This is a genomic window from Pseudomonas maioricensis (genome assembly GCF_022790535.1).
GTDB lineage: Bacteria > Pseudomonadota > Gammaproteobacteria > Pseudomonadales > Pseudomonadaceae > Aquipseudomonas > Aquipseudomonas maioricensis.
The window spans coordinates 42,354-57,850 of record NZ_LOHG01000005.1 but is presented as its reverse complement, the minus strand read 5'-3'; the positions used below and the strand labels follow the sequence as shown (position 1 = coordinate 57,850).

Below are 15,497 nucleotides of genomic sequence, written 5' to 3'. Positions count from 1 at the left end.
GGGCGTGATGTTCTTACTTCTTGCCCTTCTTCGCTTGAGCCGGTAGCGGCGCGAACAGCGCGGCAATGTCTTCGCTTCCCAGCTTCCAGTCACCCGTGACTCTGCCGTCCAGTACCCCGGACGCCAGTGCCGACTTCTCTTGTTGCAGACGCTGGATTTTTTCTTCCACCGTGCCGCGGGCAATCATCTTGTAGACGAATACCGGCTTGTCCTGGCCGATGCGATAAGCGCGGTCGGTGGCCTGATTTTCGGCTGCCGGGTTCCACCAGGGGTCGTAATGAATCACGGTGTCGGCTGCGGTCAGGTTCAGGCCGGTGCCGCCTGCCTTCAGGCTGATCAGAAAGATTGGCAGTTTGCCCGCCTGGAAAGCCTGCACGGGCGTACGTCGATCTCGTGTCGAGCCGGTGAGCAAGGCGTACTCGATACCGCGTTGTTTCAGTTCGGCTTCGATCAGGGTCAGCATCGAGGTGAATTGAGAGAACAGCAGGATCTTGCGTCCTTCCGAGAGCAGTTCTTCGAACATCTCCATCAGGCTTTGCAGTTTGGCCGAATTGCCTTGGCGCGGATTGGCCGGTGCGCTGTTGACCAGGCGCAAATCACAGCAGACCTGGCGCAGCTTGAGCAGGGCTTCAAGAATGATGATCTGGCTGCGGGCTACGCCTTTGCGGGTGATCTCGTCGCGGACCTTCTTGTCCATGGCCAGGCGCACGGTTTCGTATACATCCCGCTGAGCCTCATTGAGCTCGACCCAGTGGATGATTTCAGTTTTGGGCGGTAATTCGGTGGCGACTTGCTCTTTGGTGCGACGCAGCAGGAACGGTTTGATCCTGGCGTTCAGATGCTGCAGGCGCTCCATGTTGCCGTGCTTCTCGATAGGGTTTCGGTAGTTGCTGTTGAATTCCTTGCTGCTGCCCAACCAGCCCGGCATCAGGAAGTGGAACAGCGACCACAGTTCGCCCAGATGATTTTCCAGTGGTGTACCGCTCAGACACAGGCGCTGCCTTGCATTGAGGCTGCGTGCTGCTTGAGCAGCTTTGCTGTTGGGGTTCTTGATGTACTGCGCTTCATCAAGGATCAGCGTGTGCAGGGGCAGCTTCGCCAGAACTTCCTCGTCCCGGGGTAGCAGGGCATAAGTCGTCAGAATCAGGTCGTATTGGTTCAGGTTGTCGAAATCAGCGTGGCGATTGGCGCCGTACAGGGCAAGTACCCGCAACTGCGGCGTGAAATTCTCGGCTTCATCCAGCCAGTTGGGGATCAGGCTGGTCGGCATCACGGCCAGTGCAGGTCGGTCCAGGCGTCCTGCCTGTTTCTCCATGAGCAGGTGAGCCAGGGTCTGCAGGGTTTTGCCCAGCCCCATGTCATCGGCCAATACGCCGCCGACTTCCAGCTCGCGCAACGACTGCATCCAGCTCAGGCCTTCATGCTGATAACCCCGCAAGGTAGCGTTGAGCCCCTCGGGCACGATAACCGGAGCGTCCTTGATGTTGGCAAGCCGGTCGGCAAACTGACGCAAGCGGTCGCCGCCTTGCCAGCTCAGTGGCAAGTCATCGAGTTGCCCGAGGCGTGTGGCATCGGCGGTGTTCAGGCGTAACGAGTTGCTGCCTTCTTCACGCCAATAGAAATCGCCCAGGGTAGCGAGCACGGGTTTCAGTCGGCCATAGGGCAGGGCGATCTGCACTGGGCCGCCGCCATTTTGAGTGAAGTGATTGAGTTGAACGAGCAGTTGTTCGTCGTCACCACGCTTGGCAATTCCGGCAGCGCTCATTAATTCGGGGTGGCTGCGCAGCAGGTTGATCAGTATCGGTAACAGGCTCAGGCGTTCGCCGTTGACGATGATGCCCAGCTCCAGATCGAACCAGTCGCGCTCGGCCTCTTCATCGATGACGGCGTACCAATCGTCCACGGGCGTCACGTCGAAGGCAAAGTCGTCAGTGATAACGATTTCCCAGCCTTGCTCTTCAAGGTGCGGCAGGTCGTTGAGTACGAAGTGCAGCCATGCCTTGTCGTTGGGCAGGTCGAACATGTCGCCGGCGGTGTCCGGCAGTGCTTTGCTTTGCCGGGTTGCTACCCTGAAGCCCATATCCTGCAGAACCTGGCGTTGCTGTCGTTCCAGCTCGCCCTGGCGACGAATGCGCAGGGTCTCGGTTTCCAGGTGTTCAATGATGTCGCTTTTCTGGTTAACCAGATCGCTGCCTAGCGAGCTGACCAGAATGCTGACATTGGCCGTGCCGGTGGCGTAGTGCTTGCCGTAGCCAAAGGCGAGGGCGGCTCGGTGCTGAATGTGGCGCTGCATACGGCCGTTGCGCGGTTCGTAGGCGCTGAACTCGACGCTCGCCAGCATCAGGCGCGGATGCGGCTTGATGTCATCGATCAGTCGTTCAGGCAGGGCGGGCGCTTTTTCGACGCGAGGCGGTTGTACCGAAGGTGTTGTATCCAGCGCAGCCTGCAAGGCGTTGCGGTTCTGCGGCGCATGAAGGTAAAACAAGGCCGCCACACAATGCTTGCAGTTCTCACGCACCGGGCAGGTGCATTTGCAGATCAGGGCGTTCGCGAAGCGTTGCGGATCCCTGAATTTCAGGGTCTGTGTATAGACTTCCGAGCCTGAGCCTCGGCATGTCGTACGTGCCGAGTCCGGGTTGAGTTCTTCAAGCTGAATACGGTCTTCATGGGCATAGTCAAACCCCCGCTCAACGGTTCTGCTGGTAAATAAATCTGTCCACGACCAAGCGAGGACCTTTTCAAGATTGGACGACACAGTTCAGGACAGCCCTACGCCGTAGCGATGCTCGAATGGGAAAAGAAGCACGTGTTGCGCTACTTGAATAATTACAGGGGCGATACTTTCACCAGCATGGCCAGGCTTCCGTGGTCCATATAGATCAGTTCGCCGTTTTTGACCCGGGTGGTCTGTTTCAGGCGTTCGCTGCTGGTCAGCACACCGTGGGCATCAAGCTGATTGACCCAGAAGTCTGCCGCGATATCAGTGAAGCGTGCAATGCCTATGCTCAAGGTGCCTTCAATCGGGAAGTGCGCCCACTGTTCTTCGCCACTGGTCACGGCGACCTTGCTTGGCTCTGTGCTCAGGTTCTGTTGCCAGGCACGGTGCAGCAGCACTTGGTAGGTACCGCTTGCGTTGAGCTTGTCGGCCAAGTCTTTCAAGGCAATCCCGCGCTCACTCTGCGCATCAATTTTCTGCGCGTTGGCAGCCCAGTGCTCAGGCGCGATCTGACGCGTCGCAGCTGGCTCGCCCTGCTGGCGGAACAGGATCATTTCGACCTGAAAATTGCCATCGGCAAAGGCTGCTGGCGCGATCAGCGTCAGCAGCAGGATGAGTGAGTGGAGCACACGCATGGATGGATCCTTCAGGCAGTTTTCGGGGTCAGGCGCTCGAACAGCGCTTCAATGGTGTTAAAGCGTTCTTCCGGACGCTCCATGGGCACCATGAATTTGAACAGCGTGGCACCTTCGAACTTATAACGGTTGGGTTGGCCCTGAATCAATTTAATCAGGGTCAGTGGATCAACCGGCGTGTCCGCAGCAAATTCGATACGTCCGCCCTGAGGGCCTGCGTCGACCTTCTTGATACCCAGTTGCTCGGCCTGCAGTTTAAGCAGGGTAATGCGCACCAGATGCTTGGTCGGTTCGGGTAGCAGGCCAAAGCGATCGATCATTTCCACCTGAAGATCCTTGAGGCTGTCTTCGTCAGCGGCATTGGCGATGCGTTTGTACAGAATCAGGCGTGTATGTACATCCGGCAGATAGGCTTCCGGTATCAACGCAGGTACCCGCAGGTTGATTTCCGGGCCACCGCCCAGCGGTTGGTCGAGGTTTGGCTGTTCGCCCTTGCGGATCGACTTCACCGCACGTTCAAGCATTTCCATGTACAGCGTGAAGCCGACCGCCTGAATCTGTCCGCTTTGACCGTCGCCCAGCAACTCACCGGCGCCGCGGATTTCCAGGTCGTTGGTGGCCAGGACGAACCCGGCACCCAGATCCTGAGTATTGGCGATTGCTTCCAGACGCTTTTCTGCGTCCGGGGTGATCTGTTTGCGTGGTGGGGTCAGCAGGTAGGCGTAAGCCTGGTGGTGGCTGCGACCGACGCGGCCGCGCAATTGGTGCAGTTGCGCCAGACCGAATTTGTCGGCCCGCTCGATGATGATGGTGTTGGCACTCGGTACGTCGATACCAGTCTCGATAATGGTCGAGGCGATCAGCACGTTGAAACGCTTGTGATAGAAGTCGCTCATCACCTGTTCAAGTTCGCGCTCGCGCATTTGCCCGTGCCCGATACCGATACGCGCTTCCGGCACCAGTTCGGCCAGGTCGGCGGCGCATTTTTCGATGGTCTTCACATCGTTGTGCAGGTAGTACACCTGTCCACCGCGCAGCAACTCGCGCAGCAAGGCTTCTTTGACCGTCGGCTTGTTCTGCTCCATGACGAAGGTGCGCACCGACAGGCGTCGAGCGGGTGGGGTGGCGATGATCGACAGATCGCGCATGCCCGACACAGCCATGTTCAGCGTCCGCGGGATTGGCGTCGCGGTCAGGGTCAGAATATCGACTTCGCTGCGCAGTGCCTTGAGCTGTTCTTTCTGACGCACACCAAAGCGGTGTTCTTCGTCAATGATGACCAGCCCCAGATTCTTGATCTTGACGTCATCCTGCAGCAGCTTGTGGGTGCCGATGACGATGTCGATCTTGCCTTCTGCCAGGTCGGAAACCGCTGCGTTGACTTCCTTGGCCGATTTGAAGCGACTCATCACTTCAACGCTCACCGGCCAATCGGCAAAGCGGTCGCGGAAGCTGTTGTAGTGCTGTTGAGCGAGCAGGGTGGTCGGCACCAGAATCGCGACCTGACGACCGCCGTGCACGGCGATGAACGCTGCGCGCATGGCCACTTCAGTCTTGCCGAAGCCCACGTCGCCACAGACCAGTCGGTCCATGGGTTTAGGCGCGAGCATGTCGGCGCGCACGGCGTCGATCGTGGTTTGCTGGTCAGGCGTTTCTTCAAACGGGAAGCCCGCGCTGAATGTGGCGTAGTCGGCTTTGGGGTCGGCAAATGCGTAACCTTCGCGGGCGGCGCGGCGGGCATAAATGTCCAGCAGCTCGGCGGCGACGTCGCGTACTTGTTCGGCGGCTTTGCGTTTGGCTTTCTGCCAGGTTTCCGAACCCAGCCGGTGCAGCGGTGCCAGAGCGTCATCGCTGCCGGTGTAACGGGCGATCAGGTGCAGGTTGGCCACAGGGACGTACAGCTTGGCGTCCTCTGCGTAAGCCAGCATGAGGAACTCGGCGACCTGGTTTTCAACTTCCAGCGTTGCAAGGCCCAGATAGCGCCCCACGCCGTGATCGATGTGCACCACCGGTGCGCCCTCGCGCAGCTCGGTGAGGTTTTTGATCACTGCATCGTTATTGCCGCCGTCGGTGCGTTTCTCCCGGCGTCGACGCTGCATGACGCGCTGGCCAAACAAAGGGCTCTCAGCGATCAGGGCAATAGCCGGTTTTTCGAGCAGTAGGCCATCGTCAAGCGGCGCGATGGTGATCGACAGGCGATCCTTGCCCTCAACGAAATCATTCCAGCTGTCGACCGTTTTGGGTCGCAGCTTCAGGCGTTCGAGGAGCTCCAGCAACACTTCGCGGCGACCGGCCGATTCCGCGGTGAACAGAATGCGGCCGTCGAACTCTTCAATGAACTTTGACAGTGCTGCCAGCGGCTGATTGGCCTTGGCCTCAATGGCCAGTTCCGGCAGCAGGTGTGCCGGGAAACGCTCGCGGCCAACGCCGGTTTCGACGTCCTGCTGGCTCGCGACAACCCTTGGCCAGCTTTTAAGGCGGGCAAAGCAGTCTTCCACGGGCAGGAACAGTTCGGCGGGAGGCAATAGAGGGCGCTCGGGATCGACGCGCCGCTCTTCATAACGGTTGCGCACGTCATTCCAGAAATTTTCCGCGGCTTGTTCGATGCCCGGCAGGGAAAACACCTGCGTGTCTTGAGGCAGATAGTCGAACAGGGTCGAGGTTTCTTCGAAAAACAACGGCAGGTAATACTCGATACCGGCCGGTGTGATGCCGCTGCTCAGGTCCTGAAAGATCGGGCTGCGGCGGAAATCTACATCGAAGCGCTCGCGAAAGCGCGCCTTGAAGCGTGTGACTTCTTCCTTTTGCAGCGGGAATTCCCGTGCAGGCAGCAGGCGCACTGAATCGACCTTGTCGATCGAGCGCTGGTTTTCTGGATCAAAGGTGCGCAGTGTTTCGATTTCGTCATCGAACAGGTCGATCCGGTACGGCAGTTTGCTGCCCATCGGGAACAGGTCGATCAGGTTGCCGCGTACGGTGAATTCGCCGTGCTCATAAACGGTATCGACGTAGCGATAACCGCTGGCTTCCAAGCGCGTGCGCATGGCTTCGATATCGAGTTTCTGGCCGATATCCAGCACCAGACTGCTGCCGAGCAGGAATTTGGTCGGTGCCAGTCTATGTAGGGCCGTGGTGATCGGCACTACCAGAACGCCATGATCCAGCTCTGGCAAGCGATAGAGGCTCGCAATCCGCTGGGAAATGATGTCCTGGTGCGGCGAGAACAAGTCGTAGGGCAGGGTTTCCCAGTCCGGGAAATGCAGCACCGGCAACGATGGCGCGAAGAACTTCAGTTCCTGTTCGAGCCGCTCGGCGCTCTGGCTGTCGGCGGTCAGGAGCAGGGTGAAACGCTTGGCGGCACTGGCTGCTTCGGCAATAGCCAGGCTCAGCGCGGCACCGGGAAGGTTGCCCCAGTGTTGTTTGCCTGCAGCGGCAGGGAGTAGCGGTAGACGCAGAACAGGCACGGAAGATTGAGCTCCAAGCGTTGCGACGAGGGCCGCGATTGTACCGGGGGAAGGGTGCAAATGTCAGGTCTAAGACTACGCTGTGATTCAGAAGTGCACGCCCGGACATTTTCTGAAGTGCAGCGGAACAAAATGTAGTGCTCGCTGATCTGACAACGGCGCATTGCCCTTAAACAAAGGCGGCGGCATAATGTAGCCCCTTTTTTCAGCCCCTACATGTGGAAGGTTCCCGTGACTCAGAAGCCCGACCAGTGTCTTGGTGAATGGATTGATCGTGAAGCCCTCGCCGAGGCGATGATCCCGCTTATCGGTCAGCTCTACCGCAATAACAATGTGGTGAGTTCGATCTATGGCCGCAGCCTGATCAACCGTTCGGTTATCGCGATTCTCAAAGCTCACCGCTTTGCGCGTCACCGTCAGTCCGATGCAAGCGAGTTGTCCGTACACGAGACTTTCCCGCTCGTTAAAGCCATGAGCGAGCTGAAACTGGGCGCTGCCTCGGTGGATCTCGGCAAGCTGGCTGTGAAGTTCAAGACTGAAGGCAATGGCCGTACCGCCGAAGACTTCGTCCGTGAAGAGCTGGCCGAGCTGGTGGGTCAACAAAACGCTTCGCCACGTAAAGGCACCGACGTTGTGCTGTACGGCTTCGGCCGGATCGGTCGCCTGCTGGCGCGTATCCTGATCGAAAAAACCGGCGGTGGCGACGGCCTGCGCCTGCGTGCAATCGTCGTCCGTAAAGGCGCCGAGAACGATCTGGTCAAGCGTGCGAGCCTGTTGCGTCGTGACTCGGTGCACGGTCCTTTCGATGGCACTATCACCGTCGATGAAGCCAACAGCACCATCACCGCCAATGGCAACCTGATTCAGGTGATCTACGCCAAGAACCCGACCGAGGTGGATTACACCCAGTACGGTATCAAGGACGCACTGCTGGTGGATAACACCGGTGTATGGCGTGATGCCGATGGTCTTGGGCAGCACCTTTCGTGCCCGGGCATTGATCGTGTGGTCCTGACCGCACCTGGCAAAGGCAAGCTGAAGAACATCGTGCACGGTATCAACCACGGTGAAATCACAGCTGACGACAAGATTGTTTCTGCGGCTTCCTGCACCACCAACGCCATCGTGCCGGTGCTCAAGGCAGTCAACGACAAGTTCGGCATCGTCAATGGTCACGTTGAAACCGTTCACTCGTACACCAACGACCAGAACCTGATCGACAACTTCCACAAAGGCGATCGTCGTGGCCGTAGTGCTGCGCTGAACATGGTGATCACCGAGACCGGTGCTGCCACTGCTGCTGCCAAGGCGCTGCCTGAACTGGCTGGCAAGCTGACCGGTAACGCGATCCGTGTCCCTACGCCGAACGTTTCCATGGCGATTCTCAACCTGAACCTTGAGAAGGCGACCACTCGCGAAGAAATGAACGAGTACCTGCGTTACATGGCGCTGCACTCGGACCTGCACAAGCAGATCGACTTCGTGAACTCTCAGGAAGTGGTTTCCACTGACTTCGTCGGCTCGCGCCACGCCGGTGTAGTGGATGCTGAAGCAACTATCGCCAATGATAATCGCGTTGTTCTGTATGTCTGGTACGACAACGAGTTCGGTTACAGCCACCAGGTGGTTCGCGTGATGGAAGACATGGCGGGCGTTAACCCACCAGCATTCCCGCGCTAAGCGCAGTTACAGGCTTTAAGCGACAAGCTACAAGCAGAAACAAAAACGCCCCGACCGGGTAACTGGTCGGGGCGTTTTTTTGCCTGGTATCTGTAGGAGCTGCCGAAGGCTGCGAAGGCGGTCTATCTGATACTCCGCCATTCGCAGCCTTCGGCAGCTCCTACAGGGTGACTCAACTGGCAGTCACAGCCTCAGGCGCTTGCAGCTTCTGCCCGCCTTTGCGGAACAGCACCAATGTAGCCACCAGACCCAGCACTGCGGCGCCCGTCAGCCAGATGCCCGGCGCCGCCTTGTTGTCCAGGGCGTGAATCAGGTAAGTACAAGCAGCCGGGGTAAAGCCACCGAAGGTCGCAGTCGCAAGGCTGTAGGCCAGGGAGAAGCCGGTTGTACGCACTTCCACTGGCATGATTTCGGTCAGGGCAACCACCATTGCGCCGTTATACGAGCCGTACAGGAAGGACAGCCACAGTTCGACCATCAGCAGGTTGCCGAAACTTGGGTGGGCCACCAGCCAGGACAGGGCAGGGTAGGCTGTCGCAATTGCTAGCACGGTCGCCCCCAGCAATAGCGGTTTGCGACCGATACGGTCGGACAGCGCGCCCATCACTGGCAGCCAGATGAAGTTTGATATCCCGACAAAAACCGTCACGATCAGGCTGTCGAGATCGGACAGGTGCAGCTCGTTTTTACCAAACGTCGGCGTGTAGGCAGTAATCAGGTAGAAAGACACGGTGGTCATGATTACCAGTGCCATGCCGCCGATCACCAGGCCGAAATTCTGGCCAATCGAGCGCACCACTTCTTTAAGGGTGGGGCGATGAGTACGGGCCTGAAATTCCGGTGTTTCTTCCATGGAACGACGAATCACGAAGATCACCGGTACGATCAGGCAGCCGATCAGAAACGGCACGCGCCAGCCCCATTCACCCATTTCTTCCGGGCTCAACCAGTGATTCAGGCCTACGCCCAGCAGGCCAGCGAAGACCACGGCTGCCTGCTGGCTTGCGGACTGCCAGCTGACGAAGAAGCCCTTACGGCCCGGCGTGGAAATTTCAGCCAGATAAACCGATACACCACCCAGTTCAACGCCAGCCGAGAAGCCTTGCAGCAAACGACCCAGCAGCACGAGCAGCGGTGCGGCGACGCCTAGCGTTGCATAACCCGGAACGCAGGCAATCAGCACGGTACCCATTGCCATCATCGCCAGCGTGACGACCAGGCCTTTTTTGCGGCCGTGACGGTCAATGTAGGCACCGAGAAAGATCGCACCCAGTGGGCGCATGAGAAAGCCGGCACCAAAGGTGGCCAGCGAAAGCATCAGAGATGCGAACGCGCTGTCGGAAGGGAAGAAGGTTTTGGCGATGGCAGTGGCGTAAAAGCCGTAGACCATGAAGTCAAACATTTCAAGGAAGTTGCCGCTGACAACGCGAAAAATCGCTTTGCCTTTGCCGGTATTCGAGGCCATTGAAAATTACTCGCTTGGGCTATCTGGTCGAGGTTCTGCGTTTCATCAACGTTAGCCAGATGGCTCTGGCCCGGTCGTGCTGACGTGGCAGTAACCCCAAAGGATCCGTTGTATTTTTATGTCCTGCTGCATCGGTCAAGGCTCCTGCCTGCACGCAACGCACAATTGTAACCATATGTGTAAAAGGTTCTAAAAACAACTCTTGCTACTTAATGTCCGCGCGATGGCGCGTGATTTCATCTGCGATTTGCAGACTCGCTAACTTCATCAGGGCGATGCCACGGAAGGGTGGTTGACGAAGATTTCAGGAATGTCGTGTTTTTGATGTGAATCGTTACGCCAAGCGCTTTATCATGCGCAGCCTTGACTGGTCGCAGCGTCATTTGGTCGCAGACAAAAGTGGCTTGCGACGCTACCAACGGTTAATGTTCCACCGATTGGCGCAGGTTTAGACTGCGCGCCAGGTTTCGATCCTTCATGTCGCCGGCCGCGATGTGATTTAGCCAGAGATGCCAGAGTGGTACCTCGGCCTGTTCTAAGGAGTACGCATGGCTGTCTACAACTACGACGTAGTGGTATTGGGTTCCGGCCCTGCCGGGGAAGGCGCGGCAATGAACGCCGCCAAGGCGGGGCGTAAAGTAGCGATGGTCGACAGCCGTCGGCAGGTCGGCGGTAACTGCACACACTTGGGTACTATCCCGTCCAAGGCCTTGCGTCATTCGGTCAAGCAAATCATTCACTTCAACACCAACCCGATGTTCCGGGCCATTGGCGAGCCGCGCTGGTTTTCGTTCCCGGACGTGTTGAAGAACGCCGAAATCGTTATCTCGAAACAGGTTTCTTCGCGCACCGGCTACTACGCCCGTAACCGCGTCGACGTATTTTTCGGTACCGGCAGCTTTGCTGACGAGAACAGCATCGATGTGGTGTGCGGCAACGGTGTAGTCGAGAAGCTGGTCGCCAACCAGATCATTATCGCCACAGGATCGCGGCCTTATCGCCCCGCAGATATCGACTTCTCCCACAAGCGTATCTACGACAGTGACACCATCCTCAGCCTGGGTCACACGCCGCGCAAACTAATCATCTATGGCGCTGGTGTGATTGGCTGTGAATACGCGTCGATCTTCAGCGGTCTGGGCGTAATGGTCGAGCTGGTCGATAACCGCGACCAATTGCTGAGCTTCCTCGACTCGGAAATCTCTCAGGCGTTGAGTTACCACTTCAGTAATAACAACGTCATGGTTCGCCATAACGAAGAGTATGAAAAGGTCGAAGGCCTGGATAACGGTGTGATCCTGCACCTCAAATCCGGCAAGAAGATCAAAGCCGACGCATTGCTCTGGTGCAACGGTCGTACCGGTAATACCGATAAGCTGGGTCTGGAGAACGTTGGCATCAAGGCGAATGGTCGCGGGCAAATTGAAGTTGATGACAGCTATCGCACCAACGTGCCCAACATCTATGGTGCGGGTGACGTGATTGGCTGGCCAAGTCTGGCAAGTGCCGCTTACGACCAGGGTCGTTCGGCAGCGGGCGTAGTCGTCGACAACGGCAGCTGGCGCTATGTCAATGACGTGCCGACGGGGATTTACACGATTCCGGAAATCAGCTCGATCGGCAAAAACGAACACGAATTGACTCAGGCCAAAGTGCCGTACGAAGTGGGCAAGGCGTTCTTCAAGGGCATGGCGCGGGCGCAGATTTCCGGCGAACGCGTGGGCATGCTGAAGATCCTGTTCCACCGCGAAACCCTTGAGGTTCTGGGTGTGCACTGTTTCGGCGACCAGGCATCAGAGATTGTGCACATCGGGCAGGCGATCATGAACCAGCCGGGTGAAGCCAACACCCTGAAGTACTTCGTCAACACCACGTTTAACTACCCGACCATGGCTGAAGCCTATCGGGTAGCTGCCTATGATGGTCTGAACCGGCTTTTTTAAGCGACTCCGGCCGGTGGCCTGAGCCGGCCGGGGAGACCGATTTCAGCGATTCTCGAGGGTGGCGCTGGCCAAACCGGGAAAGTCTGTAATCAGGCTGTCTACGCCGAAGTCGGCGAGCCTGCGCATCAGCGCGGGTTCGTTGACGGTCCACACCGACACATGCAAACCCTGACGTTGGGCTTTCTGTTGGCGTTCAGGGGTGCAGAGTGTCCAGTTCAATGCCAGATACTCACAGCCGTAGCTTTGGGCGACCTTCAGCGGGTCGAGCCAGGCGTATTCGGCCACCAGGCCGCGTGAGATATCCGGCGTCAGTTCCTGCGCCGCCCGCAACACTTCCCGAGAGCTTGAGGTAATCGTGATCTTGTCCAGCAGTCCATGACGCTGAGCCATTTCGCGGATTGCCAGTACGGTTGATGCGGCCCGGGTGCGCGAAGCGCTTTTGACCTCCAGTTGCCAGTGCTCGAAATCGCACTTTTCAAACAGCTCCTCCAGGCGAGGGATCGGGCAGGGATTGATCCAGCCCGGGCCGCCTTTACGAGCGTCATAGGTCACCAGATCCGCTGCGCTGTGTTCAATCACCTTGCCGCGCCTGTCGGTGGTGCGCTTCAGGGTTGGGTCATGGATCACCATCAGTTCCCCGTCACGGGACAGATGCAGATCAAGTTCGCAGCGGCGTACGCCGTGCTTGAGGCATTCCTGAAAACTGGTCAGGGTGTTTTCCGGTGCTTCGCCTTTGGCGCCGCGGTGGCCATAAATAAGGGTCACGTTTACTCCTGGTGGCCTTCAAGGCGTCGGTCTTGGTGTGATGGTCATTTCTTTGCTGTTATCAAATGCACCCTCTGGATGGAATACATTCCCTGTAGGAGCTGCCGAAGGCTGCGAAGCATTTAGCCTGACACACCGCTATCGCAGCCTCCGGCAGCTCCTACAGGATCAGCGTGTCCTTTATTCAGGTTTTTCCTGCTCCAGCGCCTGCCGTCGCAGCGCGGCTTGTCGTTGCAAAATGTATCGGGCCAGCAGTTGGCGCTGAGAGTCTGGAAGATCAATGAACTCGGTACCGATCTCGAATTGGCCATCCGGCAGCATGTCGCAATGCGTCACTTTGGCGTGCAGCATCAAAGCCGAAGCTTGCGGCATCAGGACCATTTTGATCGACAGTTGGGCATCAACGGCGAAGCTTGCAGGATTATGGAATTGCACGCCTCCTTCCGAAATAATCACTGGCTGCGGGGCCCCGAGCTTGCCCAGTGTGGTTTGCGCGACCACGCGGCCGAGCAGTTCAATGCGCTTGCCGAACGACTGCAGCAGGCTGCTCACCACCCGATCCCGCTCGTCCAGCTGACGCAAAAGGTGCTGGGATTCGAACTCGCTGATGTGCAGTTCGCTGAGCAGTTCAAAGAGTGCCGAGGTCTCACGCATGGCCTGGTGCCCGGCGTGGTCGGTACTGGACAGGAGGTTAATTTCCAGTGCGACACTGTCCTCGATACGGTAGTATTCGCGGCGTTCTTCTTCATCTAATGTCGACATGGCGAACCCATGGTAGCGGCGATGGTCATAGTGGTTGCTCGCAGTGCTTAGAGTGTTTTCGAGTGTAAAGCTGCACGCTTAGGCCCGCCACAAGGACGTCCCCATTCCTCCGAACAAGTCCCTAAATGTTCAGACCTCTTTTTGTATTCATAGGCACGCGTTACACCCGTGCCAAACGCCGAAATCATTTTGTCTCCTTCATTTCCCTGACGTCCATGATTGGTCTCGCCCTGGGCGTAGTGGTCATGATAGTCGTCTTATCGGTCATGAATGGTTTCGATCATGAAATGCGTACTCGCGTACTCGGCATGGTCCCGCACGCCACCATTGAAGCCGGTGAACCGATCGGCAACTGGCAGGCCCTGGCTGACAAGGTCAGGCAAAATCCGCAGGTTGTCGCTGTCGCACCATTCACCCAGATGCAGGGTTTGCTGACCAATAACGGCAATGTGCAGAAAGTCCTGCTCAATGGCATCGACCCGGCGCAGGAGCGGAAAGTTTCGATCATCGATAACTTCATGAAACAGGGGAAGCTCGATGATCTGGCGGCCGGTGACTTCGGCATCGTGATCGGCGATAAGGCGGCCACCAAGCTCGGTGTCGGAGTGGGTGACAAGGTGACCTTTGTTGCTCCTGAAGTGACGGTGACCCCCGCAGGCATGTTCCCGCGCATGAAGCGTTTTACCGTGACCGGTATTTTTCATGTGGGGGCTGGTGAACTTGATGGTTACCTGGGGCTGACCAACCTTGACGATCTGGGCCGTTTGCATCGCTGGAAAGCCAACGAGGTCCAGGGGCTGCGTCTCAAGTTCGAAGACCTGTTCGAAGCGCCGCGTACCTCTTATCAAATCGCCCAGACCCTCGGCGAGCACAACTACTACTCCCGCGACTGGACCCGCACCCACGGCAACTTGTATCAGGCGATCCGCATGGAAAAAGCCATGATCGGGCTGCTGCTGTTGCTGATTGTCGCAGTAGCTGCGTTCAACATCATTTCCACGCTGGTCATGGTGGTCAACGACAAGAAGGGCGACATTGCGATCCTGCGCACCCTGGGTTCCACGCCTGGGCAGATCATGGCGATTTTCATGGTCCAGGGCACGGTGATCGGCGTTGTCGGAACCTTTATAGGCGCGGTTGTAGGCATCATCGCCGCGCTCAATGTCAGCGCCGCGATTTCCGTTCTGGAAGGCCTGATCGGCCACAAGTTTCTCAACGCTGACGTGTACTTCATCGACTATCTGCCGTCGCAACTGATGGCCGAAGACGTGTTGATGGTATGCGGTGCGGCATTGGTCCTGAGTTTCCTCGCCACCTTGTATCCGGCCTGGCGCGCAGCGCGCACCCAACCGGCGGAGGCGTTACGTTATGAGTGAGTCGGGCATGAGTGATAAAGCAGTATTGAGTTGCCGCAACCTGGGCAAATCCTATGAGGAAGGCCCTGAGTCGGTTGTAGTCCTGTCCGGGCTGCAACTGGAATTATTTCCAGGCGAGCGCGTGGCGATTGTCGGCAGTTCAGGCTCTGGCAAAAGTACCTTGCTCAACCTTCTGGGCGGCCTCGATACGCCTTCCGAGGGCAGTGTCTGGCTGGCGGGCGAAGAGCTTTCCGCATTGGGTGAAAAGGCCCGCGGCCTGTTGCGCAACCGGGCGCTGGGTTTCGTGTACCAGTTCCACCATTTGTTGCCGGAGTTCACTGCGCTGGAAAACGTCTGCATGCCGCTGCTGATTGGCAAGACGGCGATCCCGGAAGCCCGTCAGCGTGCGACAACGTTACTGGAGCGGGTAGGGCTTGGGCACCGTCTGGCGCACAAACCTTCCGAGTTGTCTGGTGGTGAGCGTCAGCGTGTGGCCATTGCCCGTGCACTGGTCAATCAGCCTGGCCTGGTGATGCTCGACGAGCCGACCGGTAACCTGGATCACCACACCGGGCAGGGCATTCAGGATTTGATGCTGGAGCTGAGCACTTCGTCGCGTACTGCGTTTCTGGTGGTGACTCACGACATGAATCTGGCCAGACAGATGGATCGTGTGTGGCGTCTGGAAGATGGGCGTCTGGTAGAAGCGTGA

General features: G+C 57.8%; 10 protein-coding genes. 4 read left to right on the top strand and 6 right to left on the bottom strand.

Annotated elements, in window-relative coordinates:
- Positions 1 to 13: 13 nt before the first annotated feature.
- The 3 genes from AUC61_RS09710 to mfd all read right to left on the bottom strand — a co-directional run bounded on the left by AUC61_RS09710 (position 14) and on the right by mfd (position 6,815).
- Entirely contained in the window at positions 14 to 2,755 is a 2,742-nt protein-coding gene (locus AUC61_RS09710) for a DEAD/DEAH box helicase (protein ID WP_243245709.1), read from the bottom strand.
- 71 nt (positions 2,756 to 2,826) lie between these two features.
- Positions 2,827 to 3,351 (bottom strand): CsiV family protein, encoded by a 525-nt coding sequence (locus AUC61_RS09705; protein WP_243245708.1) that lies wholly within the window; start codon positions 3,349 to 3,351, stop codon positions 2,827 to 2,829.
- Positions 3,352 to 3,362: 11 nt separating this feature from the next.
- The gene (gene mfd / locus AUC61_RS09700) at positions 3,363 to 6,815 is read right to left on the bottom strand and encodes a transcription-repair coupling factor (RefSeq protein ID WP_243245707.1); all 3,453 of its coding nucleotides are present in this window, start codon (positions 6,813 to 6,815) and stop codon (positions 3,363 to 3,365) included.
- A 216-nt stretch (positions 6,816 to 7,031) separates the two neighbouring features.
- Between mfd and AUC61_RS09695 the strand changes: the two genes are divergently transcribed.
- Positions 7,032 to 8,495: a glyceraldehyde-3-phosphate dehydrogenase gene (locus AUC61_RS09695; RefSeq protein ID WP_243245706.1), complete on the top strand. Its 1,464-nt coding sequence runs from the start codon at positions 7,032 to 7,034 to the stop codon at positions 8,493 to 8,495.
- Positions 8,496 to 8,667: 172 nt separating this feature from the next.
- Here AUC61_RS09695 and tcuC read toward each other — a convergent pair whose 3' ends face one another.
- On the bottom strand, positions 8,668 to 9,960 hold the full coding sequence (tcuC, locus tag AUC61_RS09690; RefSeq protein WP_243245705.1) for an MFS transporter: 1,293 nt from the start codon (positions 9,958 to 9,960) through the stop codon (positions 8,668 to 8,670).
- Between the two features lie 548 nt (positions 9,961 to 10,508).
- Here tcuC and sthA point away from each other — a divergent pair.
- Positions 10,509 to 11,903: a Si-specific NAD(P)(+) transhydrogenase gene (sthA, locus tag AUC61_RS09685; protein WP_122666457.1), complete on the top strand. Its 1,395-nt coding sequence runs from the start codon at positions 10,509 to 10,511 to the stop codon at positions 11,901 to 11,903.
- Between the two features lie 42 nt (positions 11,904 to 11,945).
- Here sthA and AUC61_RS09680 read toward each other — a convergent pair whose 3' ends face one another.
- Together AUC61_RS09680 and AUC61_RS09675 are read right to left on the bottom strand one after the other, a co-directional pair.
- Positions 11,946 to 12,668: a glycerophosphodiester phosphodiesterase gene (locus tag AUC61_RS09680; RefSeq protein WP_243245704.1), complete on the bottom strand. Its 723-nt coding sequence runs from the start codon at positions 12,666 to 12,668 to the stop codon at positions 11,946 to 11,948.
- 180 nt (positions 12,669 to 12,848) lie between these two features.
- Positions 12,849 to 13,430 (bottom strand): PilZ domain-containing protein, encoded by a 582-nt coding sequence (locus tag AUC61_RS09675; RefSeq protein ID WP_243245703.1) that lies wholly within the window; start codon positions 13,428 to 13,430, stop codon positions 12,849 to 12,851.
- A gap of 125 nt (positions 13,431 to 13,555) precedes the next feature.
- Between AUC61_RS09675 and AUC61_RS09670 the strand changes: the two genes are divergently transcribed.
- A complete protein-coding gene (locus AUC61_RS09670; protein ID WP_243245702.1) occupies positions 13,556 to 14,806 on the top strand; it encodes a lipoprotein-releasing ABC transporter permease subunit in 1,251 nt (416 codons plus the stop codon).
- A 7-nt stretch (positions 14,807 to 14,813) separates the two neighbouring features.
- Entirely contained in the window at positions 14,814 to 15,497 is a 684-nt protein-coding gene (gene lolD, locus AUC61_RS09665; RefSeq protein WP_243245701.1) for a lipoprotein-releasing ABC transporter ATP-binding protein LolD, read from the top strand.

What these genes read in the sequence shown, in the direction of transcription:
- AUC61_RS09705 (WP_243245708.1), bottom strand. Translation starts at nt 3,351, where the DNA reads ATGCGTGTGCTCCACTCACTCATCCTGCTGCTGACGCTGATCGCGCCA.
- AUC61_RS09695 (WP_243245706.1), top strand. Translation starts at nt 7,032, where the DNA reads ATGTGGAAGGTTCCCGTGACTCAGAAGCCCGACCAGTGTCTTGGTGAA.
- tcuC (WP_243245705.1), bottom strand. Translation starts at nt 9,960, where the DNA reads ATGGCCTCGAATACCGGCAAAGGCAAAGCGATTTTTCGCGTTGTCAGC.
- sthA (WP_122666457.1), top strand. Translation starts at nt 10,509, where the DNA reads ATGGCTGTCTACAACTACGACGTAGTGGTATTGGGTTCCGGCCCTGCC.
- AUC61_RS09675 (WP_243245703.1), bottom strand. Translation starts at nt 13,430, where the DNA reads ATGTCGACATTAGATGAAGAAGAACGCCGCGAATACTACCGTATCGAG.
- AUC61_RS09670 (WP_243245702.1), top strand. Translation starts at nt 13,556, where the DNA reads ATGTTCAGACCTCTTTTTGTATTCATAGGCACGCGTTACACCCGTGCC.
- lolD (WP_243245701.1), top strand. Translation starts at nt 14,814, where the DNA reads ATGAGTGATAAAGCAGTATTGAGTTGCCGCAACCTGGGCAAATCCTAT.